11 protein-coding genes and 8 pseudogenes are annotated in these 24227 nt (G+C 68.5%); 9 read left to right on the top strand and 10 right to left on the bottom strand.

Annotated features, from left to right (window positions below; genetic code table 11):
- Positions 1-25 precede the first annotated feature (25 nt).
- The 5 genes and pseudogenes from tam to metH all read left to right on the top strand — a co-directional run bounded on the left by tam (position 26) and on the right by metH (position 7214).
- Positions 26-808, top strand: coding sequence for a trans-aconitate 2-methyltransferase (tam, locus tag K6K41_RS23030; RefSeq protein WP_261402436.1), 783 nt, complete (start codon positions 26-28; stop codon positions 806-808).
- Between the two features lie 225 nt (positions 809-1033).
- Positions 1034-1414: an MOSC domain-containing protein gene (locus tag K6K41_RS23025; RefSeq protein ID WP_261402435.1), complete on the top strand. Its 381-nt coding sequence runs from the start codon at positions 1034-1036 to the stop codon at positions 1412-1414.
- Positions 1415-1460: 46 nt separating this feature from the next.
- Positions 1461-2306, top strand: a pseudogene (locus tag K6K41_RS23020) (ArsR/SmtB family transcription factor); the annotation flags it as partial.
- Between the two features lie 183 nt (positions 2307-2489).
- Positions 2490-3401 carry a methylenetetrahydrofolate reductase [NAD(P)H] gene (gene metF, locus K6K41_RS23015; protein WP_261405819.1) on the top strand — a complete coding sequence of 304 codons (912 nt, stop codon included), beginning with the start codon at positions 2490-2492 and terminating at the stop codon, positions 3399-3401.
- A 26-nt stretch (positions 3402-3427) separates the two neighbouring features.
- Positions 3428-7214, top strand: a pseudogene (gene metH / locus K6K41_RS23010) (methionine synthase).
- Between the two features lie 61 nt (positions 7215-7275).
- Here the strand turns inward: metH and K6K41_RS23005 are convergent.
- The 8 genes and pseudogenes from K6K41_RS23005 to ppdK form a co-directional block, all read right to left on the bottom strand.
- Positions 7276-7812 carry a GNAT family N-acetyltransferase gene (locus K6K41_RS23005; protein WP_261402434.1) on the bottom strand — a complete coding sequence of 179 codons (537 nt, stop codon included), beginning with the start codon at positions 7810-7812 and terminating at the stop codon, positions 7276-7278.
- A gap of 117 nt (positions 7813-7929) precedes the next feature.
- Positions 7930-8786: pseudogene (gene murI, locus K6K41_RS23000) on the bottom strand (glutamate racemase).
- 54 nt (positions 8787-8840) lie between these two features.
- Positions 8841-9865, bottom strand: a pseudogene (locus K6K41_RS22995) (P1 family peptidase).
- 76 nt (positions 9866-9941) lie between these two features.
- The gene (locus K6K41_RS30775; protein ID WP_428978547.1) at positions 9942-11375 is read right to left on the bottom strand and encodes a cell wall hydrolase; all 1434 of its coding nucleotides are present in this window, start codon (positions 11373-11375) and stop codon (positions 9942-9944) included.
- Between the two features lie 158 nt (positions 11376-11533).
- A pseudogene (locus K6K41_RS22985) lies at positions 11534-12630 on the bottom strand (ArgK/MeaB family GTPase).
- A 451-nt stretch (positions 12631-13081) separates the two neighbouring features.
- On the bottom strand, positions 13082-14032 hold the full coding sequence (egtD, locus tag K6K41_RS22980; RefSeq protein ID WP_261402433.1) for an L-histidine N(alpha)-methyltransferase: 951 nt from the start codon (positions 14030-14032) through the stop codon (positions 13082-13084).
- On the bottom strand, positions 14032-15309 hold the full coding sequence (egtB, locus tag K6K41_RS22975) for an ergothioneine biosynthesis protein EgtB (RefSeq protein WP_261402432.1): 1278 nt from the start codon (positions 15307-15309) through the stop codon (positions 14032-14034). The genes egtD and egtB overlap by 1 nt, the downstream gene beginning before the upstream one ends.
- Positions 15310-15743: 434 nt before the next feature.
- A pseudogene (gene ppdK / locus K6K41_RS22970) lies at positions 15744-18434 on the bottom strand (pyruvate, phosphate dikinase).
- 191 nt (positions 18435-18625) lie between these two features.
- On the opposite strand from ppdK, the gene K6K41_RS22965 reads away from it, so the two are divergent.
- A complete protein-coding gene (locus K6K41_RS22965) occupies positions 18626-19417 on the top strand; it encodes a sulfotransferase (protein ID WP_261402431.1) in 792 nt (263 codons plus the stop codon).
- A gap of 218 nt (positions 19418-19635) precedes the next feature.
- A pseudogene (locus K6K41_RS22960) lies at positions 19636-20982 on the top strand (Nramp family divalent metal transporter).
- A gap of 510 nt (positions 20983-21492) precedes the next feature.
- Here the strand turns inward: K6K41_RS22960 and K6K41_RS22955 are convergent.
- Positions 21493-21996, bottom strand: a pseudogene (locus K6K41_RS22955) (polysaccharide deacetylase family protein); the annotation flags it as partial.
- Positions 21997-22228: 232 nt separating this feature from the next.
- Here K6K41_RS22955 and K6K41_RS22950 point away from each other — a divergent pair.
- On the top strand, positions 22229-22918 hold the full coding sequence (locus K6K41_RS22950; protein ID WP_261402430.1) for a PQQ-dependent sugar dehydrogenase: 690 nt from the start codon (positions 22229-22231) through the stop codon (positions 22916-22918).
- Between the two features lie 90 nt (positions 22919-23008).
- Entirely contained in the window at positions 23009-23293 is a 285-nt protein-coding gene (locus K6K41_RS22945) for a PQQ-dependent sugar dehydrogenase family protein (protein ID WP_261402429.1), read from the top strand.
- Here K6K41_RS22945 and K6K41_RS22940 read toward each other — a convergent pair.
- Positions 23278-24084: a GGDEF domain-containing protein gene (locus K6K41_RS22940; protein ID WP_261402428.1), complete on the bottom strand. Its 807-nt coding sequence runs from the start codon at positions 24082-24084 to the stop codon at positions 23278-23280. The two genes, K6K41_RS22945 and K6K41_RS22940, sit on opposite strands and share 16 nt — an antisense overlap.
- Positions 24085-24227 lie beyond the last annotated feature (143 nt).

The following is a 24227-nucleotide window of genomic DNA, read 5'->3' as shown; positions in this document are numbered from 1 at the left end:
TCAGACAACGAGGGGCGGCGACCGCATGAGCCTCAAGGAAGATTGGTCCGCCGCCACCTATCTGCGCTTCGAGGACGAGCGCACCCGGCCGTCCGCCGACCTTCTCGCGCGAGTGCCCGTCGAGGCGCCTGCCCGCGTCGTCGATCTCGGCTGCGGGCCGGGAAACTCGACCGAGCTTCTGGTCCGCCGCTTCCCGAACGCCGAGGTCATGGGCCTCGACTCCTCTCCCGACATGCTGGCCGCCGCGCGCAAGCGGTTGCCGGACGTCGCGTTCGTCGAGGCGGATCTCGCCACGTGGTCGCCCGAACGCGCCCCCGACGTCGTCTTCGCCAACGCCGTGCTGCAATGGCTGCCGGACCACGAGGCGCTGTTCCCGCGTTTGATGCGCAGCGTCGCGCCGGGCGGGGCGCTCGCGGTCCAGATGCCCGACAATCTCGCCGAGCCGAGCCACGCCGTCATGCGCGAGGTGGCGCGCGACGGGCGCTGGGCGGAGCGGCTGGCGGGCGCGGCGGCCTCGCGAACGCAGATCCTTGCAGGAGAGGCCTATTTCGACTTGCTCGCGCCGTTCTGCAGCTCGGTCGACATCTGGCGCACGACCTATCTGCATCCGCTCGACGGGACCAAGGCCATCGGCGAGTGGCTGAAGGCCACGGGCCTGCGTCCCTTCCTCGATCCGCTCGACGCGGACGAGCGAAAGGATTTTCTCGCGCTTTACACCGAGCGTCTCGGCGCCTTCTATCCGGAGCGCGCCACCGGCAAGGCGCTGCTGCGCTTCCCGCGGCTGTTCGTGGCGGCGACGCGGCGCTAGGTTTCAGCCATGATGACGCGACCTGCTCGATCATGTGGTGATCCACCCGGCGAAGCGCCTGACGGCGAAGCTCATCGGGACGCTCTCGACGCTTAGGACGGACGACTTCGAAACCGAGCCGGTCGAGCAGCTGAACCTCGCTCTTGAGGGCATTTCGGGCGATCGCCACGCCGGCTTTACACGCGAGGCGGCGCCCGCGAGCCTTGGTATCGCCGCGGCGCAAAGATGCGCTCAGGCCGACAGATCTCGATCGTCTCGCCCGAAGAGCTCTGGGAGATCGGCTATGCGCTCGGCCTGCCGCCGCTCGAAGCCGGCTGGATCGGCGCGAATCTCGTGGTCGAAGGCGTCGCGCGCCTGTCTTTCCTGCCGGCCGGCACGCGCATGTTCTTCCCTTCCGGCGCCTCCGTCGTCGTCGAGGGCCAGAACGCGCCTTGCCGGCACGCGGGCCGGGCAGTCGCCCGCCACACTGAGCGGCCGAGCGACGAGATCAGTTTTCCCAAGGCCGCCAAGCGCCTGCGTGGGCTGGTGGCCTCGGTCGAGCACGCGGGTCCCGTCTTGCCCGGCGACGCGGTTACGATCCATCTGCCGGAGCAGTGGATTTACTGATCGCGCGAGTTCGCCGTTGCCCGGCGCGGCGGGATCATATAAAGACATGTTTATGTCTTTCTCGAACGCGCCCATCGCTCCGGTCGGCCTCGAGGCGGCGCTCTCGGTCCTTAGGGCCGCAGGCGAGCCGACGCGGCTGCGCGTGCTCGCTCTGCTGGCCGCCGGCGAACTGACGGTCTCCGACCTCACTGAGATCCTCGGCCAGAGCCAGCCGCGCATCTCGCGCCACCTCAAGCTGCTGGTCGAGGCGGGGCTCGTCGAGCGCCACCGCGAGGGCGCCTGGGCGTTCTTCGGCCTCGCAGGCCAGTCGGAAGCGGGCCTCGCCATCCGCGTAGCGCTCGGACGGCTCGACCCCAACGATCCGGCGATCTCGCGCGACCGCGAGCGTCTTGCGGAGGTGCGCGCCTCCCACCAGAGCGTCGCCGACGGCTATTTCAGCGCCAACGCCACCCGCTGGGACAGCCTGCGCGGCCTTCACGTCTCTGAAGCCGCAGTCGAGGCCGCGATACTGGAGGCCGTGGGCGACGCCCGCATCGAAACGGCGCTTGACCTCGGCACCGGCACCGGCCGCATGCTGGAGCTCATCAGCCCGCGTGTCGGCCGCGCCATCGGCGTCGACAGCAACCGCGACATGCTCGCCCTTGCCCGCGCGACGCTCTCGCGCGCCGGCGTCTCCAACGCGCAGGTCCGGCAGGGCGACATCTTCGCGCCGCCGACCCCCATCGGCGCCTTCGACCTCGTGATCGTCCACCAAGTTCTGCACTTCCTCGACGACGCCGGCCGCGCGGTGCGCGAGGCCGCGCGCGCGCTGCGCCCCGGCGGGCGGCTGATCGTCGTCGATTTCGCGCCCCACGCCATCGAGGCGCTCCGCGAGGACCACGCGCACCGCCGCCTTGGCTTTGCGTCCGAGACCATGGAGGCGTGGTTCCGCGCCGCGGGCCTCGAGCCGCTCGCCCGGCGCGACCTGCCGCCGCCCGACGGCGCGGCCGACAAGCTCACCGTCTCGCTCTGGACCCGCGCGCGACCCGCGCATCGTGTCCGATCCCCTGCCCTCCTCGAACCTCGAGGTCGCCTGATGCCGAACGATCGTCTTTCCCGCGCCACCCGCCGGCCGATCCGCGTCTCTTTCGAGTTCTTCCCGCCCAAGACGCCCGAGATGGAGAAGTCGCTGTGGAGCGCCGTCGAGCGCCTCGCGCCGCTCGGCCCCACCTTCATGTCCGTGACCTACGGCGCGGGCGGTTCCACCCGCGAGCGCACCCATTCGACCGTCGCGCGCATGGTGCAGGAGACCGACGTCCCGCCGGCCGCGCATCTCACCTGCGTCTCAGCCTCCAAGGCCGAGGTCGACGCGGTCGTGGACAGCTATCGCGAGGCGGGCGTGCGCCACATCGTGGCGCTGCGCGGCGACCCCGCGGGCGGCGTCGGCACGACGTTCGAGGCGCACCCGGACGGCTACCAGTCGACCGCCGATCTCGTGGCCGGCATCCGCAGGCGCGCGCCGGAGATCGAGCTCTCGGTCTCGGCCTATCCCGAGATGCATCCCGAAAGCCCGAGCCGCGAGGCGGACTTCGACACGCTGAAGGCCAAGGTGGACGCCGGCGCGAACCGGGCCATCACCCAGTTCTTCTTCGACAACGGCCATTACCTCCGCTACGTCGACGAGGCGCGCAAGCGCGGCATCCACGTTCCGATCGTGCCGGGCATCGTGGCCGTCTCGAACTTCAAGCAGACGTCCAGCTTCGCGCAGAAGGCGGGCGCGAGCGTGCCCGGCTGGTTCGCCGAACGCTTCGAGGGGCTTGAGAACGACGTCCAGACCCGCCAACTGATCGCTGCGGCGGTCGCGGCCGAGCAGGTGCTCGACCTCGTCGACCACGGCGTGAAAGACTTTCACTTCTACACGATGAACAAGGCCGACCTCGTCTACGCCGTCTGCCATCTGCTGGGCCTCAGGCCCACCGCGAAAGCGGAAAGCAGCGCGGCGGCGTGACCGGCCCAGCCATCGGAGCCAAAACCATGACCGACGTCGAAACCACGATCCGCAAGCTCGCCTCGGAGCGCATCCTCGTGCTCGACGGGGCCATGGGCACGATGATCCAGCGCGAAAAGTTCTCCGAGGAGGATTTTCGCGCGGAGCGCTTCAAGGACTGGAAGCGGGATCTGAAAGGCAACAACGACCTTCTGATCCTCACCCAGCCCGACAAGATCCGCGACATCCACCTGCAGTATTTCCGCGCCGGCGCCGACATCGTCGAGACCAACACGTTCTCCTCGACCACGATCGCCCAGGCCGACTACGGCATGGAGGAGCTCGCCTACGAGCTCAACGTCGAGGGCGCGCGACTCGCGCGCGAGGCCGGAGACATCGCGGCGAAGGAAGACGGCCGTCCGCGCTTCGTCGCCGGCACGCTCGGGCCGACCAACCGAACCGCCTCGATCTCGCCGGACGTCAACAATCCGGGCTTCCGCGCCGTCACCTTCGACGAGCTCGCGACCGCCTATGGCGAGGCCGCTCGCGGGTTGCTGGACGGCGGCTCCGACATGCTGCTGGTCGAGACCATCTTCGACACGCTGAACGCCAAGGCAGCGATCTTCGCGATCGAGGAGCTGTTCGCCGAACGCGGGATCCGCGTGCCGATCATGATTTCGGGCACCATCACCGATCTGTCGGGCCGCACGCTCTCCGGCCAGACGCCGACGGCGTTCTGGAACGCGCTGAACCATGCGCGCCCGGTCTCCTTCGGGCTCAACTGCGCGCTCGGCGCCAAGGAAATGCGCGCCCACATCGCGGAGCTTTCGCGCGTGGCCGACACCCTGATCTGCGCCTATCCGAACGCAGGGCTCCCGAACGAATTCGGCCTCTATGACGAGAGCCCGGAGGCGATGGGCGAGCTGGTGGGCGAGTTCGCCTCATCGGGTCTCGTCAACATCGTCGGCGGCTGCTGCGGCACGACGCCGGACCACATCGCGGCGATCGCCGAGGCGGTGAAGGGCAAGGCTCCGCGAAAGCTCCCCGAGATCGCGCCGAAGATGCGGCTGTCGGGCCTCGAGCCCTTCGAGCTGACCGCCGCCTGAAGCCATTCGTTAACTGTAAATTCCCCGCCTAAGCGCAGGATTTTTCATGACTTCCGCCGCCTCTCGCTTCGTCAATGTCGGCGAGCGCACAAACGTCACGGGCTCCGCAAAGTTCAGGAAGCTCATCACCGCGGGCGACTACGCCGCGGCGCTCGACGTGGCGCGCGAGCAGGTGGAGAACGGGGCGCAGATCCTCGACGTCAACATGGACGAGGGCCTTCTCGACTCCGAGAAGGCCATGGTCGAGTTCCTGAACCTCATCGCCTCCGAGCCCGACATCGCGCGGGTGCCGGTGATGATCGACTCGTCCAAATGGTCGGTGATCGAGGCGGGCCTCAAATGCGTCCAGGGCAAGCCGATCGTGAACTCGATCTCGCTCAAGGAAGGCGAGGAGCAGTTCGTCCATTACGCCCGCAAGGTCCGGGCCTATGGCGCGGCTGTGGTCGTCATGGCCTTCGACGAAACCGGGCAGGCCGACACCTTCGCGCGCAAGACCGAGATTTGCGCGCGCGCTTACAAGATCCTCATCGAGCAGGTCGGCTTCCCGCCGGAAGACATCGTGTTCGACCCGAACGTGTTCGCGGTCGCGACCGGCATCGAGGAGCACTCGAATTACGGCGTCGACTTCATCGAGGCGACGAAGTGGATCCGCGAGAACCTGCCGCACGCCCACATCTCCGGCGGCGTCTCGAACCTGTCGTTCGCGTTCCGAGGCAACGAGCCGGTGCGCGCCGCGATGCACTCCGTGTTCCTCTATCACGCCATCGCCGTCGGCATGGACATGGGCATCGTCAACGCCGGCGCACTGCCGGTCTATGACGACATCGATCCGGAGCTGCGCGACCTCGCCGAGGACGTTGTGCTCAACCGCCGTCCGGACGCGACCGACCGACTGCTGGCGGCCGCCGACAAGTTCAAGGGCGGCAAGCAGGAAGCCCGTGTCGTCGACACCAAATGGCGCGACCAGCCGGTCGCCAAGCGCCTCGAGCATGCGCTGGTGCACGGCATCACCGAGTTCATCGAGTCTGACACCGAGGAAGCGCGGGCCGCCGCCGAGCGCCCGCTGCACGTCATCGAAGGCCCGCTGATGGACGGCATGAACGTCGTCGGCGATCTGTTCGGCTCGGGAAAGATGTTCCTGCCGCAAGTGGTGAAGTCGGCCCGCGTCATGAAGCAGGCGGTCGCCTACCTCATGCCGTTCATGGAGGAGGAGAAGCGCCTCAACGGCGGCGCCCAGCGCTCAAACGCCGGCAAGATCCTGATGGCGACCGTCAAGGGCGACGTACACGACATCGGCAAGAACATCGTCGGCGTCGTTCTCCAGTGCAACAACTACGAGGTCATCGACCTCGGCGTCATGGTGCCGGTGCAGAAGATCATCGCCGCGGCCCGTGAACACGACGTCGACGTCATCGGCCTGTCGGGCCTGATCACGCCCTCGCTCGACGAGATGGTGACGGTGGCGTCCGAGCTCGAGCGCGAGGGCTTCGCCGTTCCGCTTCTGATCGGCGGCGCGACGACGTCCAAGATCCATACCGCGGTGAAGATCCACCCGGCCTACGAGCGTGGGCAGGCGGTCTACGTTCTCGACGCCAGCCGTGCGGTCGGCGTGGTGTCGCAGCTGCTCTCGAAGGAAGGCGGCGCGCCTGCTTACGTGGCCGACATCCAGGCCGACTACGCCCGCCTCGCCGAGCAGCACGCCCGGGCGCAGGAGGACAAGGCCCGCGCGCCGATCGCGGCCGCGCGCGCCAACCGGCTGCAGATCGACGTCTCGAAAGTCGCGCCGCGGCCGAGCTTCCTCGGGACCAAGGTGCTGACCGAGATCCCGCTCGGCGAGCTAGCCAAGTTCATCGACTGGACGCCGTTCTTCCAGACCTGGGAGCTGAAGGGCCGCTACCCGGAGATCCTGAAGGACGAGAAATACGGCGAGGCCGCGCGCAACCTGTTCGAGGACGCGCAGGCGATGCTCCGCCAGATGACGGACGAGAAATGGGTCGAGGCCCGCGCCGTCATCGGCTTCTGGCCGGCGGCGGCGCGCGGCGACGACATCGTGCTGTTCAAGGACGAGGGGCGGAGCGAGGAACTCGCGGTCCTGCACACCCTCCGCCAGCAGATGGCGCGCGGCAAGGACCGCCCGAACCTCGCGCTCTCCGACTTCGTCGCGCCGGAAGACGCCGGCGCGCCCGACTATGTGGGGGGCTTTGCGGTCACCGCCGGCATCGGCGAGGAGGCGATGAGCCAGCGCTTCGCCCGCGCCAACGACGACTACGGCGGGATCCTCGCCAAGGCGCTCGCCGACCGTCTCGCGGAGGCGGGAGCGGAGTGGCTGCACGCGCAGGTGCGGCGCGAACACTGGGGCTACTCAGCCGACGAAACGCTCACCAACGAACAGCTGATCTCGGAGGACTATCAGGGCATCCGCCCCGCCCCTGGCTACCCCGCGCAGCCCGACCACACCGAGAAGGGCGTCCTGTTCGATCTCCTCGGCGCGCCGGAGAAGATCGGCCTGACGCTGACCGAGAGCTACGCGATGTGGCCGGGCTCGGCGGTCTCGGGGCTCTACTTCAGCCACCCCGAGAGTCGCTATTTCGGCCTCGGAAAAATCGATCGCGACCAGGTGACGGACTACGCCGCCCGCAAGGGCTACGCGCTCGCCGACATGGAGAAATGGCTCGCGCCGGTTCTGAACTACGATCCGAACCGCGCCCAGAAGATCGCAGCGGAATAAAGCGCGGCGTCATCTCGCCGCCGTCGGCGCGGCCGGCGCAGATCAGATGCGTGGCGGCTTCTCAGTTCGTCCGGTGCATCGCCTGGGTGCGCCGGTAGAGCGCGTGCGGCCGCCCCGCATGCTCGAACGGCTTGTCATAATCGAAGCCGAGACGGTCGAGCACCGCGATCGAGTGGTCGTTCTGGGGCGTCGTGAAACCGACGATCTCGCCGAGGCCGAGATTGTCGAAGCCAAGTTGCAGCGCGACTTCGCCGACGCGCGTCGCGTGGCCCTTGCAGCGCAGCCGCGGCGTCAATGCGTAAGCGAGCTCGACCGTGCGTTCGCCGTCGGCCTCGCAGCGCCGCAGGCCGGCCCAGCCGGCGAAACCGCCGTCGCGCAGATCGCGCAAGAACCACAGCCCGTAGCCCGCGTCGCGCCAATGCGCCCGCGTGCGCGAGATGAAACTGCGCGCCGCCTCGGGGGGCCGCACGCCGCCGAGCGTATTCATCACCTCGGGATCGGCGAAAGCTTCGCTGAGCGCCGCTTCGTAGCCGTCATGGGCGACATCGGCGAGAAGTCCGCCAATTTCGATGATCGTCGGGTAGCGCGGGCTGAGCATGGAGGCCGCCTTTTTCTCGTTCGCGCAATCCGATCACACGCGAGACAAGACGATCGGTCTGATCTGGTCATCAGACTCGCACAATGTGACGATGTAAAGACAGCAATATTGACGGATTCAACTTAGCGGAAAGACTTCGTTTCCAACGCAACCTATGCCGCGCAGTCGAAGGGCCGTAGAGAGTCCGGAAGGCCGAGCGTCGCCTGAGGTGAACAGCGCCCGCGCCGGCTCTCCCTGCTTCGGCGACAAAGATCCCACGAGCGCAAGCACCCGCCGTGCGATCGCGGGCGCCGGATCGATCCACGCCACCGGCCAGGGCGCGACGGCCGCGAATCGTTTCGTCAGCAGGGGGAAATGCGTGCAGGCGAGCGCCACGGCGTCGGTGCGACGGCCCTCGCGCTCGACGAAGCAGGGCGCGATTTCGGCTGCGATGTCCGCGTCCGACGCCGGCTCGCCGCGAAGTTCCCCTTCGGCGTAACCGGCGAGCTTGGGCGAGCCCACCAGCGTCACCTCCGCGCCTTTGGCGAAGGCGTCGACCATGGCGCGGGTGTGCTCGCGCCTGACCGTTCCGGGCGTCGCCAGCACCGAGACGAGGCCGGACGTCGAGGCTGCGACCGCCGGCTTCACGGCCGGCACGGTGCCGACGAAAGTCAGCTGGAATCTCGCCCGAAGGCTCGGCAATGCGAGCGTCGAGGCGGTGTTGCAGGCGACGACCACGAGGTCCGGGCCTCTCGCGCGACAAGGCGCTCCATCACCGCCACGACACGATCGACGAGCCGCTGGTCATCGAGCGCGCCATAGGGAAAGGCCGCGTCGTCGGCGGCGTAGACGAAACTCGCGGAGGGAAGCGCCTTGGCGAGTTCCGAAAAGACGGTCAGCCCGCCGAGCCCGGAGTCGAACACGAGAATGCGGGGCGCTCGATCGAGCGGCGGAAGCGCCGCCGCGCCGAGCCCCGCGAAAAGATCGACGCCCATCTCCAGCCTGCTCACCCGCGCAAGAATCCTCCGAGCGATTGAACCGCCGGATGGTTACCGAATCGTGGCGAAACGGTCGCGCCACGAGGGCTGGGCGCCCGGAATTTCGAGCGCCGTGGCTTCGAAGACGCCGCGCGCGACCGCGCGCGCCAGCGTCATCGAGGCGACATGGCCGAGCGTCGAGAGCGCGGTGACCCGGTCGCCCGCGAGCGGATGGAGCCCGGTGGCGACGGCGAACACCGTGTCTCCGTCGAGCGGCGTGTGGCAGGGCACCAAGGCGCGCGCGAGCCCATCCTGCGCCATCACCGCAAGCATGCGGGCCTCCGCCTTGGTGAGCGCGGCGTCGGTCGCGACGATCGCGATCGTCGTGTTGGCTCCCGCGAGGGGCTTTCCGTCGGCGAACCAGGCGGACGACGGCGTCTCCGACGGAGAGCCGAGGCCGCCGAACTCGCCCTCCATTTCGAACGGAGCGGCCCAGAAATGCGGCCCGTCTCCCACTGTCGCGGAGCCGAGGGCGTTGACGGCCGCGAGCGCCCCGACCGTCAGCCCGGTCGAGCCGAGCGCGGTGGACGCCATGCCGAGGCCGCCCTTCAGCGAGCCTGTGCGCGCGCCGAGGCCTGCCCCGACCGAGCCGAGCGCGGCGTCGCGCCCTGCGGAGATCGCGGCGGTGTAGCCGAGGTCGCGATAGGGCGAGAAACGGCCCCACGCCTTGTCGCCCCCATTCGTTAGATCGAACAGGATCGCGCCTGACACGATGGGCACTCTGGCGGGGCCGACCGCAAAACCCCTGCCCTGCTCGGCGAGCGCCGCCACCACGCCGGCCGCCGCGTCGAGGCCAAGGCGGAGCCGCCCGAAAGACACACCGCGTCGATGCGTTCGACGGTGCGTTCCGGCGACAGGAGGTCGGTCTCGCGCGTGCCGGGTCCGCCGCCGCGCACGTCGACCGAGGCGACCGCAGGCTCGGCGAAGATGATCGCGGTCGATCCGGAGGCGAGCGCGGCGTCGCCGGCATGGCCGACCAGAACGCCGTGGACGTCGGTCAGAGCGTTGCGGGGTCCGGGCCGGAGGTCGTCGCGCATGTCTCGATCATAGGGCGCGCCCGCGCGGCGGCATACGCCGTTTGCCGACCAGAAGCCGACGTCCAGAACCGAGCCCTTAGGCCCGGAACACGGGCTGAGGTTCGATCATGCGCCGATCGGCGCGCGCCAGCGGACGCGGTAGAAGATGTGGCTGCCGATCCGGTCTTCCTTGATCATGTCGCGGATCCAGTTCGGGCGCACATAGGTCGCGTGATAGTGGGTCGAATCGCCGACCTCGGGCAGCCAGGCGCCGTTGCGCGTCACGTCGCGCGCGATTGCGGTCGCGATGTTCCAGGCGAATTTGTTGGTCACCCGATCGGGGATGCGATCGCACGCGAAGGAGAACTGGCAGGCGTTTCCGGCGGTGCGCGTTCTGGTAGACGACGCCGCAGACGTCGGCCGGGTAGTAGCCGGAGCGCGTTCGGTTCATCACCACCTGGGCGACTGCGTACTGGCCTTCCTTCGATTCGCCGCGCGCCTCGAAATAGATCGCCTCGGCGAGACATTGCTCGGCTTTGGCGAGTTGCGCCTCGGGCATGAGGACGCGATGCGACAGCCGGGTTTCGATCGTGCCGTCGCCGTCCATGTCGCCGCGGATCGCCACCGTCTCGCCTTCCGGCGCGGCGGACTTCGCCGATGGCGTCAGCGCGACGCGCGAAGCGCGCGCGGCCGGCTCGGCGAGCATGCGCGTGACGGGAAGCGCCGCGACCGCGAGCGGCGCGTCGCTTGCGGGCGTCGTGGTGGTTGGCGTGCGCCCGCCGTTCATCGCCGCGACGGAAGGCGTGGTGCCGTCGTGTCGCGCGCCCGCCTCTCTCGGCGTCATCGGGACGGCCGTGAGGCCGGCGTCGGCGGAGAGCGGTTCGTCCGGGGTCTCGTCGCGCAACTTGCCGGCGCTCGGCGTCGAGCCGACGGGAGCCGCCTTGGGCGAGGTCGCGACGACGAGCGGCGCGCGACGGGCGAGCAGCGCGGTGTCCACGTGTGGAAGCATCGTCAGGCCGGTGAGATCGAGCGCGAAAGCCTGCGACAGGCTCGGCAGCGCGTCGAACGGACCGGGCCCGTCGACCTCCGCGCGGCGCACCGCCGGCTCGGCCGGCCGTATGGGAGCGATCAGGGCGCGGTCGGTCTTGAGCGTGCGGTCGACGAACGGCGCCGGCCCCTCGCCCTTGGGACGGCTCTCAGGCTCAGCCTCCGGCAGATCCAGAACCATGAGCGCGTCGCCGCCGTCGAAGAGCGCGGTCGGCGCCATCGGGCCGCGGCCGGCTCCGAAAAGATCGGCGGTCTCGAGCGAGACCAGATCGACGGGCCGCCGCGGCACGGCCGCAAGGTAGCGGCCGCCGGCGGCGTCCGCGAGATCCGCTGCGCCCGGCAGAAGGCTGGTGGCGTCCTGGCGAGCGATCGAAGTGGTCGAGAACGGGGTGATGGCGGCCGCGAGCATCAGGCCGAACAGGCGGACCTTCGAGGTTCCGCGGCGCGCTTTGCGTCGCCTCGCCGCCGTCCCATGTCCCCGCATGACGCCACGCACCCCAACGCGGTCGCCGAGCGCCCGCGCCGCAAGAGCGGCGCCAGTCGGCGGGACCGAACCGACACAGACTTATGGTTGTCGGTCCTTAACCTTTCGGGGGAGTTAACGGGCGATCAACGGACCGCGATCGGACGGCTAGCGCGCCGTCAGCCTGTCGCCGAGAACACGAGCGATTTCAGCCTCTCGCGCGAAGGGGCCGCCCGTGAGATCCGAAAGCACGCCTTCGCGGCTCTTACGCCCTCCGTGCCGAAGCGCCCTTTGAGAGCCGCCGTCAGGCGAGCCTCCGCCTGCTCCTTGCGGCGACGCGCCAGCCGTCCCTCCGCGCGCAGAAACTCGGAGTGCCGCTTCAAATGCGACACCAGCTCGTCCAGCCCTTCGCCCGTCTGCGACGAGACAAGGGCGACCGGCGCCTCCCAACCGGGATCCTGCGCGCCGCCGCCGAGCGAAAGCGCGCCCTCGAGGTCGTCGCGCGCGCGCCGGCCGGCGCGCCGATGTCGGACTTCGTGACCGCCACCACGTCCGGAAGCTCCATCACGCCCGCCTTGATGAACTGCAGCGCGTCGCCCGAGGCCGGCTGGACGGCGAGCAGGATGGTGTCGCCGACAATCGCGACGTCGGCCTCCGACTGGCCGACCCCGACCGTTTCGACGATCACCCGGTCGTAGAGCGCCCGCATCAGCACCGTCGCCCCGAAGGCGAGGTCCGAGAGGCCGCCGAGGCGATCCCGCGCGGCGAATGAACGGATGAAGACGCCACGGTCTTCAGGGTCGGTCGGGATGCGCGCGCGGTCGCCGAGAATGGCGCCGCCCGAGCGCATCGAGGACGGATCGACCGCCACAACGCCGACCGTCTCTCCCCGGTCCCGGAACGCCTTCACCAGCGCGCCGGTGAGCGTCGACTTGCCGACGCCGGGCGGGCCGGTGAGGCCGAGCACCTCGCCCCTCGGATTGGCGTCCGCCTCGTCGAGCAGCCGCGCCGCCTCCTCCTCACGCGCGACGCGCTCGAGCCGGGCGAGAGCGCGCGCGAGGCCCGCCTTGCCGGCGCCGCGCAACGTCTCGAGGTCGGTCAGGGTTTTGAGGCTCACGTCGGCGTCCGGCAGGCGGAGGAGGGTCGCGCCCTCCTCTGCCACGTCCGTCGCCGCGGCGCGAACTCGCCTTTCGTCAGGGCAGCTTCTGGCCGCCGGGCTGGCCCGCCGGGCCTCCTTCGGCTGCGGCTTCAGCTTGTCGCACTGATCGCCCAGCATCACGTCGGCCTTCTGGAGCGCGATGTTGAACTTCATGTTCTTCTGAGGCGAGAACATGCCGCGGGCGGTCTTGGCCTTGTCCACGTCGCCCATCATGAAGTCGTAGAACACCTGACGCTCGGCGGCGTCGGAGAGATGGGTGGCGGCGACCGCGATCACGCAGGAGCACAGCTCCTTGGGCGCGTTCGGCTCGCAACGGCCGCGATAGGCGTCGTCGATCTGCTTGAGCTGGGCGGGATCGGACGGCGCGGACGGCTCGTCGCCGCCGGGTCCCTGCGCGAAGGCGGGGCCTGCGGCGAGAAGCATGGCCGCGGCCAGAAGGCTGGAGATACGCATAGAATAATCCTCCGGACGTCGCGCCGTCTGCCGGGCGCTTGTCGTCTTACGAACGCCTTACGTTTGGCACGGGCGGTCCGGATGAGTCACCCCGCCGCGCCGATCCGCCGCGGCGTCAGGCGAGACCGAGCACCGCAAACTGGCCATCCGGGTCGGTCCAGGTCTGCGCGAGACGCCAGCCCGCGGAGGCCGCCAACGCCTCAAACTCCGCGAGTTCGTATTTGCGGCTGTCCTCGGTGTGGATGGTCTCGCCCTCGGCGAAGCGGATCTTCTGACCATCCACCTCGACGTCCTGTTCGCTGAGGCTGACGAGATGCATCTCAATCGCGGACTTTCTCGCGTTCCAGCGCGCCTCATGGGCGAAGCGGGTTAGGTCGAAATCGCCGCCGAGCTCGCGGTTGATACGCTCCAGAAGGTTGAGATTGAACGCCGCGGTGACGCCCGCCGCATCGTCGTAAGCGCGGATCAATGTGCCGATGTCCTTGCGCAGGTCGACGCCGATCACCATCCGACCGCCTGGACCCACATGGGCGCGGGCGCGCGCCAAAAACTCGACCGCGTCCGGCTTTGCGAGGTTTCCGATGGTCGAGCCCGGGAAGAAGGCGACGCGCGGCGGCAGCTTCGGCAGATCTGCCGGAAGGTCGAAATCCGCGGTGAAATCAGCCACCACGGGGCGGATCTCGATGTAGGGGAACCGCTGTTCGATGCGGTTGGCGGCGTCGACGAGAAAGTCGCCCGCGATGTCGACCGGCACATAGAGCGCCGGATTATCCAGCGCGCCGAGCAGGATCTCGGTCTTCACGCCCGCGCCGGCGCCGTATTCGATCAGCACCGCTCGCGAGCCGCAGAAGTCGGCGATGTCCGCCGCGTTGTCCCGGAGAATGCCGGTCTCGGTGCGGGTCGGATAATATTCCGGGAGCCGCGTGATCTCTTCAAAGAGTTCGGAGCCGCGGTCGTCGTAAAGCCAGCGGCTCGGCAGCGTCTTTCGCGGAGCCGAAAGCCCCGCGGCGACGTCGGAGCGGAAGGCCTCGCGCTGGGCGGCGCGGAAATCGACACGCTCGAGCATTAGGCGTCCTCCGCCAGGCGCAGGCCAGAGAATTGCCAGCGTTTGTCGGGCTGGAAGAAGTTTCGGTAGGTGGGCCTCACATGCCCCGTCGGCGTCGCGCAGGAGCCGCCGCGCAGCACGAACTGGCCGCACATGAACTTGCCATTGTACTCGCCCACCGCGCCTTCCGCCGCGCGGAAGCCCGGATAGGGCGTGAACGGGCTTTGGGTCCACTCCCAGACGTCGCCGAACATTTGGCGGAGGCCGGTTCCGGCCTTCGCAGGCGCCGGCCGCAGTCGGCCGGCGCCGCCGTCGGCGAAAACGCCGTCCATATCTATGGTTAATGAAGCGTGTTCCCACTCCGCTTCAGTCGGCAGGCGCTTGCCCGCCCAACTGGCGAACGCGTCAGCCTCAAAGTAGCTGACGTGAGCGACCGGCGCGTTCGGGTCGATCGGCTGGAAACCGCGGAGCGTCATCGAGCCCCACTCCCCATCGCGCTCCTCCCAATAGAGCGGCGCGGCCCAACGGTGCTCGAGGATCTGCGCCCAGCCGTCGGAGAGCCAGAGCAGCGGGTCGCGATAGCCGCCGTCGGCCATGAACTCGAGCCACTCCGCATTGGTGACGCAGCGATCGGCGAGCCGGAACGGGCGGATCAGCGTCTGATGGCGCGGCCCCTCGCAGTCATAAGCGAAGCCTTCGCCGCCATGGCCGATCTCGATGATCCCACCGTCGAACGGAACATAGGCTGTCTCGCGCGGCGTCTCCACGACGGGAAGCGGCGCCGGATCGCGATAGGCCGGCTTCAGCGGGTTCTGGGCGAACAGGTGTAGGATGTCGGTGAGGAGCAGCTCCTGATGCTGCTGCTCGTGATGAAGGCCGAGCTCGATGAGGTCCGCGAGCGGACGCTGTAGCCCGGAATCGATCAGCTGCTCCATAGCGGCGTCGACATGAGCGCGATAGGCCAGGATTTCGTCGAGCGAGGGCCGCGTGATCATGCCCCGTCGCGGGCGCGGCTGCCGATCGCCGACGCTCTCGTAGTAGGAGTTGAACAGGAAGTTGTAGGTCTCGTCGAAGACCCGGTATTCCGGGACGTTGGGCTTCAACGCCATGGTCTCGAAGAACCACGTCGTATGTGCGAGATGCCATTTGGCGGGGCTCGCGTCCGGCATGGACTGCACGGTGGCGTCTGCGTCGGAGAGCGGCGCGGCGAGCGCCTCGCTCTCGGCGCGAACGCGGGCGTAGAGCCCAAGCGCGTCGACGTGCGGTGCGACGGCTTTGCGAAGCGGATGTGCGGCCATGAGGGGAGAGCGCTCCTTCTCGCCTGTTCGGCTGAGATACGTCCCGGGCGGCGGCCACGTTACGCGCTCAACTCGATGAGCTTGGGAGGCGGCCGAAAAGGCCGCCGTCTGGCGCACAACCGGGGGCGCGACGGTTCGTTCCGTCGCCGATGGCGCAGGGGCGCAACGCGGCGATGCCGTTGGTGCAAGAAATACAGGTGATCCAGACGGAAGAGATCGAAAAATCGGCTGTCCCGGCCTCACGCGCTCCTCATCCTGAGGAGGCCCGAAAGGCCATCTCGAAGGACGCAGTTCCGCTCGTGGACGGCATGCCCTGCACAGGCCAACTGCGTGCTTCGAGACGCCTGCTTACGCAGGCTCCTCAGCATAAGGACCGCTAAGGAGGGGAAGAGGAAGAGGGCGGCGCTCGTCACCGAGCGCCGCCGCAGAGTGGGTCAGCCCTTGGCCCGCGCCTTCAGCGTCGCCTGCGCGGCGGCGAGGCGCGCGATCGGCACGCGGAAGGGCGAGCAGGACACGTAGTCGAGCCCGACCTCCTCGCAGAACTCGATCGAGGCAGGGTCGCCGCCATGCTCGCCGCAGATGCCGAGCTTGATCTTCGGGCGCACCGTATGGGCGCGCTCGATCGCGATCGAGACCAGCTCGCCGACGCCGTCGCGGTCGATCGTGACGAAGGGGTCGTAGGGCAGCAGCTTCTTGTCGACGTAATGCGACAGGAACGGCGCCGCGTCGTCGCGGCTGATGCCGAGGCCCGTCTGGGTCAGGTCGTTGGTGCCGAAGGAGAAGAACTCGGCGGTCTCGGCGATCTCGGCGGCGCGCAGCGCCGCGCGCGGCAGCTCGATCATGGTGCCGACCTGGTAGACGAGCGTCTCGCCGCTTTCCTCCTGCACCGCCTTCGCCATGGCGTCGATGCGCGCTTTCACGAAGTCGAAGTCGGCGCGGCCGACGACGAGCGGCACCATCACTTCGCAGACGACTTTCTCGCCGGTCGACTTGCCGGCCTCGACCGCCGCCTCGAAGATGGCGCGGGCCTGCATCTCGGCGATCTCCGGGAAAGCGATCGCCAGACGACAGCCGCGGAAGCCGAGCATCGGATTGAACTCGGACAGCTCCTGCGCCCGACCTTTCAGCTTCGCGGGCTCGGCGCCCATCGCCTCGGCGACTTCGGCGATGTCCTTGTCGGTGTGCGGCAGGAACTCGTGCAGCGGCGGGTCCAGAAGTCGGATCGTGACCGGCAGCCCCTTCATGATCTCGAACAGCTCGCGGAAATCGTCGCGCTGGAACGGCAGGAGCTTGGCGAGCGCCTTGCGGCGGCCGGCTTCGTCGTCGGCCAAAATCATCTCGCGCACAGCGACGATGCGGGCCTCGTCGAAGAACATGTGCTCGGTGCGGGAGAGACCGATGCCTTCCCGCCGAAGCTGAGGGCTGCGCGCGCGTCGGCGGGCGTCTCGGCGTTGGCGCGGATCTTCATGCGGCGGATCTCGTCGGCCCAGGCGATCAGTTCGCCGAAGTCGCCCGAGAGCTCAGGCTCGATCATCGCGACCGAGCCCTCGAGAACCTGGCCGGTGGAGCCGTCGATCGTGATGACGTCGCCGGCCCGGTAGGTCTTGCCGCCGACGGTGAGCGTGCCGGCCTTTTCGTCGATGCGCAGCGAGCCTGCGCCCGAAACGCAGGGCTTGCCCATGCCGCGCGCGACCACGGCCGCATGGCTGGTCATGCCGCCGCGCGTCGTCAGAACGCCCGCCGCCGCATGCATGCCCGAGATGTCCTCCGGCGAAGTCTCGACGCGAACGAGGATAACCTGCTTGCGGACCTTGTCCTCGTCGGGCTTGCCGGCGATCTCTTCGGCGGCCTCCGACGAGAACACGATCTCGCCGCGGGCGGCTCCCGGCGAAGCAGGGAGACCGGTCGCGATGATCTTGCGCTCCGCCTTCGGGTCGATGGTCGGGTGCAAGAGCTGGTCGAGCGAGGCCGGATCGATGCGCGCGACCGCCTCCTCCTTGGTCAGCACGCCTTCCTTCACGAGGGTCGACCGCGATCTTGATCGCGGCCTTGCGGTGCGCTTGCCGTTGCGGGCCTGCAGCATCCACAGCTTGCCGCGCTCGACCGTGAATTCGAGGTCCTGCATGTCGCGGTAATGCGCCTCGAGCTTGTCGGCGGTCGCGACGAATTCGGCGAACACCTCCGGCATCTTGGCTTCGAGCGAAGGCGCCTCGACCTTGCCGGCCTTGCGCGCGGCTTCGGTGATCGGTTGCGGCGTGCGGATGCCCGCCACCACGTCCTCGCCTTGCGCGTTCACCAGGAACTCGCCGTAGAGCAGCTTGGCGCCGGTGGACGGATCGCGCGTGAAGGCGACGCCGGTCGCGGAGAGGTCTCGCCCATGTTGCCGAACACCATGGCCTGGACATTGACCGCCGTGCCCCAGTCCTCGGGGATGCGGTTGAGCTTGCGGTAGGTCACCGCGCGATTGTTCATCCAGGAGGAGAACACCGCGCCGATGGCGCCCCAGAGCTGGGCGAGCGGATCCTCGGGAAAGGCTCGCCGAGCTCCTCCTCGACCTTCTTCTTGTAGACCTTGACCAGACCCGCGAGGTCGTCGGCGTCGAGGTCGGTGTCCTCATGGACGCCCTTTTGGTCCTTCAGGCTCTCAAGCTGCTCCTCGAAGACATCGTGGTCGAGGCCGAGCACGACGTCGGAATACATCTGAATGAAGCGGCGATAGCTGTCATAGGCGAAGCGTCGGTCGCCGGCGTTGTCGGCGATGGCCTGCGCCGTGCGGTCGTTGAGGCCGAGATTGAGGATCGTGTCCATCATGCCCGGCATCGAGGCGCGCGAGCCGGAGCGCACCGAAACGAGCAGCGGGTTCTCGGCGTCGCCGAACTTGCGGCCGGTGAGCTTCTCGACATGGGCGAGACCGTTCGTGACCTGCGCCTCGAGCTCTGGCGGCAGCTTGCGGCCATTCGCGAAGTAATAGGTGCAGGCCTCGGTGGTGATGGTGAAGCCGGGAGGAACGGGCAGGCCGATATTCGCCATCTCGGCGAGGTTCGCGCCCTTGCCGCCCAGAAGCTCGCGCATCTCGGCGCTCCCTTCCGCCTTGCCGCCGCCGAAGGTCAGCACCCACTTGGTCATCGAGCCGGTCTCCTGAAGTCTCGGCCCGCCTGCGCGTCTGGCGCGCAGCGGACGGCTCGTCACGTGGCACGCTCTGCCGCAACGCACAAGCGCCCGGCAGCGGAGCAGGCGCCTTGGCGACGTGTGGACACGCGGACATGCGCGCATGTTAGAAGGCGGCCTGAGTCCTTTCGGCGGAGAACGACCAGCCGGTGACCGAGCCCGCGGATATCGTCACGACCTCAATTCTCGGAGCGTCGATCCCGAGATCCGGCCACCACCACCTCTCGCGGCTGCTGAAGGGCTATTTCGGCGCGCAGCTGAAATATTGCTCGACCTACGACATCGCCGACTGCTGCCGCGCCGCGCCGTGCGTGAAGACGGAAGGCCGGAAATTCGTCTATCAGAAGAGCCACGACTTCGCGTTCCGCCTGCCGACTGACGTGGCTGGCGCGCTCTATCTGGTGCAGCATCGCTCGCCGGTGGCCAACGCCATTTCCGGCGCCGAACTCCGCCGCAAGCGATCCGGGATGCGCCCAGCCCGGGACGGGATTTCGGCCAGGGCAAGGTTCTACGACTTCCTCGCCCACCGCCTCGCCTACTACAAGCGCTTCCACGACAAGTGGATCGTAAAGCCGCCGGAACGCTCGGTCCTCATCGCCCACGAGGCGCTTGAGAGCGATCCGGCGCACGAACTTCGCAGGATCGTTTCGGCGGCCGGCGTTCTGCTCGACGAGGCGCGGATCGAGGCGACGGCGAACGAGCTGAAGGATCGCGGCAGCCGTCGCTCGACTTACGCGCCGCGCGTGGTCGAGGACAGCGACTTCTTCGACCGCAGCGCGCTCGGAGCCTATGAGGCCGCCGTCATCGACCAGTGCCCAGCCTTCGGCTACGCGCCGACGCTCGGGGGAGGCTACCGCACGCATCCGGTCTGGATCCTGGCGCGCCTCCGCCATGGTTTCGGCCAGCCTTTCCCGCGCGGGCTCGGGGACGAGTTCGAATAGCGCGCGGACCGCGGCTGCACTCCCAAGCTTGAACCGACGACCGCCGGTCCGCCCCCAACCGGGACCGTCGATCCGTCACGCTCCAGTCCCGGCCCCTGCGACGTCTCGAAGCATCCCGCATCGCAAAATCGCTTTTGCGAACCACTTGCAAAAATCTCAGTTGCGAACGAAACTCAGAAGCGATCCAAAACAATTGGGGTTCGATGGCCCGCCCGCTCATGTCCGACGTCGCAGCTTCTCCCTCGTCTCCTTTCTCCGGCTGGCGCGGCCGACCCGGCGAAGCCTCGCTCGCCGAGGTGAACCTCCGTGCGCGTCGGGGGCCGCTCGAACCTGCGACGGTTTCTCTCATTCTTCGGGCCCGGCTATCTGGTCGCGGTCGGCTACATGGACCCGGGCAACTGGGCGACCTCCCTCGCGGGCGGCTCGCAGTTCGGCTACGCGCTGATGGCGGTGGTCGCCCTGTCGAGCCTGATGGCGATCCTGCTGCAGGCGCTCTGCGCGCGGCTGGGGATCGCGACGGGCCGCGACCTCGCCCAGGCCTGCCGCGACGCCTTTCCGAAGCCGATCGCCTTCTGCCTCTGGGTGCTGGCCGAGGCCGCGATCTGCGCCACTGACCTCGCCGAGGTGATCGGCACCGCGATCGGCCTCAACCTGCTGTTCGGCATCCCGCTCGAGATCGGCGTGGTCATCACGGCGCTCGACGTCTTCCTCGTGCTGATGCTTCAGCGCGTCGGCTTCCGCTGGATCGAGGCCTTCGTAATCGGCCTCTTATTGGTGATCGCCGCCTGTTTCGCGGTCCAGCTCGCGATGGCCGATCCCGATCTCGGCGCGATCATCAAGGGCCTCGCGCCCACAACTGAACTCGTGAGCAATCCCGCGATGCTCTACATCGCGCTCGGCATCGTCGGCGCGACTGTGATGCCGCACAATCTCTACCTGCATTCGTCTGTTGTGCAGACCCGCGCCTATGGCCGCGACGACGCCGGCAAGCGCGAGGCGATCAAATGGGCGGTGACCGACTCCACCATCGCGCTCGGCTTCGCGTTCCTGATCAACGCCTCGATCCTGATCCTCGCGGCCGCCGCCTTCCACGCCAACGGCAAGACCGAGGTGGCGGAGCTCGGCGAGGCCCATACCCTGCTCGGGCCGCTCCTCGGCGGCGCGATCGCGGCCACAGCCTTCGGCGTCGCGCTGCTGTGCTGCGGCCTGAACTCCACCGTGACCGCGACGCTCGCCGGGCAAGTGGTTATGGAGGGCTTTCTTCGCATCCGCCTCGCGCCATGGCTTCGGCGGCTGATCACCCGCGCGATCGCCATCGTGCCGGCGATCTTCGTCACGCTCTGGTACGGCGAGAGCGGCACGCGAAGCTGCTCGTCCTGAGCCAGGTGGTTCTGAGCCTTCAGCTTCCCTTCGCGGTGATCCCGCTGGTCTGGTTCACCGCCAGCCGCTCCAAGATGGGCGACTTCGTCGCCCCGCGCTGGATGTCGGCGCTCGCCGCGCTGGTCGCGCTCACGATCGTGGTGCTGAACGTCAAGCTGGTGGTGGATTTCGTCAGCGGCGCGTAAGGCCTCCGCGCTTGTCCCGGACTTGATCCGGGACCGAGAACCGACACGCCCGGAATCAAGAACCTCGACGGCGGCGCCTCTTCCTGAAAGGCCATCGGTTCTGGGTCCCGGATCAAGTCCGGGACAAGGGCGCTTTCGTTTCAGCCGCGCCGCGTCGGGGCCGCGCCCGGCGGGATCTCGGAGCCGGCTGGCTTCGGAGCCGCCGGCTTGCGCCTCGCCACCACGACCGGCGCCCTCGTCGCTTTTCGTCTGGACTTCGTCGAGCTTCACGAACCGCGCGCCCGACGCCGCGAGCGCCCGGACGCCGTCGGCGACGCCCTGCCCCGCCGGCCGCCCCGGCTGGTTGATGTGCGCGATGACGACGTCGCCGGACCGCGCCGCCGCCATCCGCCGCGCCACGGACGCCGCAGGAAGCGACGCGCCCATGTCGGCGTTGAGCGAATAGCCTGCGACCTTCATGCCGAGGCTTTGCGAAAGCTCCATCGCGTCGCGGCTGTAGCGGGCGGTGGCGCCGCGATACCAGCTCGGCCGCTTCCCCGTCGCAGTCTCGATCGCCTTCGCGCCGCCCTCGATCTCGGTCCGCACGCCCTCGATCGTCGCGGCGGTCCGGATGCCGAACATCGTCGCGGCGTCGGTCACGGCCGGGACGTGGTCCTTGCCGTGGTTCTCGATCTCGAACAGGTCCGGCCGCGCCTTGATCTCGGCGAGCGCCGCGGCGTTCTTTTTCAGCCAGCGTTCGGTGACGAAGATCGTTGCCCTGGCGTTCGCCGCGATCAGCGCGTCCATCACCCGCCTGTCGAAGCCCCCGGCGCAGGCGTCGAACGTCAGGGCGACGGTCCGCGGGCCGGCCTCCGCCGCGAAGCTCAACCGGGGCTCGAAGTCGCCAGCCGCGGCGGGCGCGGAAGCGAGCGCCAGAAATCCAAGGGCGATCAGCGCTGCGTGCTTCACTGGCGTTCGTCCATAAGTGGGTGCGCGACCGTGAGACGCGCCCGCATTCCGGCCAAAGCATGACATGCGGAACTTGGTGCGCTTGGCGACGCAGGCCGCGGGCTAGCCTGCCGCAGCCATCGACGCCGCACGACGCTTTGCGGCGAGGAGACGCGTTTCGTGGTGAACGCCAGGTTAATTCTCGGTTCCGTGCTGGCGCTCGCGATCTTCGCCTGCGGCGCGGTCGCGGCCGACCGGAGCGAGGATTTTCTGGGCGATCGGCCGGCCGAAAACCGAGCACGGCTACCGCCTCGCGCCGGTGTCCGCCTTCCCGGTGCCGACGCCCGCCGACCAGCTTCCGATCGGGAAGCTTCGCGCCCCGGAGGGCTTCAAGGTCGAGGTGTGGGCGAGCGACGTGCTCGACGCCCGCATGATGCGCGAGGGCGCGCGGGGCACGCTGTTCGTCTCGTCGCTGTTCGTCGCCAACAAGGTCTACGCTGTCGTCGACAAGGGCGGCCGCCGAGAGGTGAAGACGGTCCTCGACGACACGCCGCTCGCCAACGGCGTCGAGTTCCGCGACGGCGCGCTCTATGTCGCGACGCCGCGGCGCATCCTCAAATTCGACGACATCGAGAACCGGCTGGATGACCCGGGCGAGCCCAAAGTGGTGTATGACCGCTTCGCCGTCTCCCCGCAGAACGGCTGGAAATCGCTTCGCTTCGGCCCCGACGGCAAGCTCTATGTGCCGGTCGGCGCGCCCTGCAACATCTGCGCGCCCGGCGACCGCTACGCCCGTATCTTCCGGATGAACCCGGACGGCACCGGGCTTGAGACGGTCGCGACCGGGATCCGCAACTCCGTCGGCCTCGACTTCGATCCGCGCACCGGCGATCTCTGGTTCACCGACAACCAGCGGGACTGGATTTCCGACGACATGCCGCTCGACGAGCTCAATCACGTCACCCGGCCCGGCGAGAACTTCGGCTTCCCTATTGCCACTCGGGGCTGATGGCGGATCCCGAATTCGCCGGCGCGCGGCAATGTTCGGAATTCGCAAGGCCGGCGGCGCTGCTCGGCGCGCACGCCCGCCCCGCTCGGCATGCGTTTTTACACGGGCGCGTCGTTTCCCGAGAAGTATCGCGGCGCGATCTTCATCGCCCGGCACGGTCCCTGGAACCGCGCCCGCAAGAACGCCGACGTCGCGGTCGCCTTCCTGAACGATCGCCGCGAGGTCATCACGGTCGAGCCGTTCCTGACCGGCTTCGTGCAGGATGACGACTATGTCGGCCGTCCGGTCGACGTCCATGTGATGCGGGACGGCTCGCTGCTGGTCTCCGACGACCACAACGGCGCGATCTACCGCGTCTCCTACGTCGGCGGCTGATCCCGGAACTTCCGGCCCGCCGTGCGGACCACGATGGTCGGCGTCGCGTCGGGAGCGCCCGCCACGCAATAGCGGTCGCGGCCGCCGTGCTTGGCCTCGTAGAGCGCCTGGTCGGCGAGTTTCATCGTCTCCTCGAGCGAGCGCCCGAAGCGGTGCGTCGCGCAGCCGACGCTGATGGTCAGCCGAAGCTCATGGTCGGCGACGACCGCGCCCGCCTCGCGCATCGCGGCGCACACCGCGGCGGCGGCGGAGGCGCCTCTCGCCTCGTCCGCCCCGACCAGGAACACGCCGAACTCTTCGCCGCCGAGGCGTCCGATCAGCGCGTCGGGACCGAGCGCCGTGCGGAGCGCGCTCGCGACCGCCTTCAGCGCCTCGTCGCCGATGTCATGGCCGTAGGTGTGGTTGATCGATTTGAAGCGGTCCGCGTCCGCCATCAGGAAGACGCCGCCGACCGCCAGCCGTTCCCGGATCTGGCCAAGAAGATAGGCGCGGCTGAGCACGCCGGTGAGCGGGTCGTAGCGCACGTAGTCGTCGACGCGCTCGATCGTCATCGTCAGCAGGCGCAGCATTGAGAGCGCGAACAACGAGATCGGCGGAGCGATCAGAAGCGGAATGGCGGCCGCGATCGCGAGCGTTCCCCAGAAAGCGCTCGACGGCAGACGCGGCATCATCGCCATCGGCACCGCAAGCGAAAGCACCGGGGCCCCGACCGCGATGAGCGTGATCAGTCCCGTCCAGAGCAGAACGTGGCGGCCGGATTTGACGCGCAGATAGGGAAGCAGACGGTCCATCGTGGCCGCATCACATCACAAAGACCTTAAGAGTCTCAGACCATAGGCCCCGCCGCTGCATGGCGGTAGCCAGATGCGCATCCAGACATTCAACCGTATGGTTGACATACTCGGCATGGCATGACATTAAACCATATGGTTGA

The sequence above is a fragment of the Chenggangzhangella methanolivorans genome (assembly GCF_019797865.1).
Classification (GTDB): domain Bacteria; phylum Pseudomonadota; class Alphaproteobacteria; order Rhizobiales; family Methylopilaceae; genus Methylopila; species Methylopila methanolivorans.
Note: the sequence above shows the minus strand (reverse complement) of the source record. Positions and strands in the feature narration are given on the sequence as shown.

What these genes read in the sequence shown, in the direction of transcription:
- K6K41_RS23005 (WP_261402434.1), bottom strand. Translation starts at nt 7,812, where the DNA reads ATGCTCAGCCCGCGCTACCCGACGATCATCGAAATTGGCGGACTTCTC.
- egtD (WP_261402433.1), bottom strand. Translation starts at nt 14,032, where the DNA reads ATGCTCGAGCGTGTCGATTTCCGCGCCGCCCAGCGCGAGGCCTTCCGC.
- egtB (WP_261402432.1), bottom strand. Translation starts at nt 15,309, where the DNA reads ATGGCCGCACATCCGCTTCGCAAAGCCGTCGCACCGCACGTCGACGCG.
- K6K41_RS30775 (WP_428978547.1), bottom strand. Translation starts at nt 11,375, where the DNA reads ATGCGGGGACATGGGACGGCGGCGAGGCGACGCAAAGCGCGCCGCGGA.
- tam (WP_261402436.1), top strand. Translation starts at nt 26, where the DNA reads ATGAGCCTCAAGGAAGATTGGTCCGCCGCCACCTATCTGCGCTTCGAG.
- K6K41_RS23025 (WP_261402435.1), top strand. Translation starts at nt 1,034, where the DNA reads ATGCGCTCAGGCCGACAGATCTCGATCGTCTCGCCCGAAGAGCTCTGG.
- metF (WP_261405819.1), top strand. Translation starts at nt 2,490, where the DNA reads ATGCCGAACGATCGTCTTTCCCGCGCCACCCGCCGGCCGATCCGCGTC.
- K6K41_RS22940 (WP_261402428.1), bottom strand. Translation starts at nt 24,084, where the DNA reads ATGGACCGTCTGCTTCCCTATCTGCGCGTCAAATCCGGCCGCCACGTT.
- K6K41_RS22945 (WP_261402429.1), top strand. Translation starts at nt 23,009, where the DNA reads ATGCGTTTTTACACGGGCGCGTCGTTTCCCGAGAAGTATCGCGGCGCG.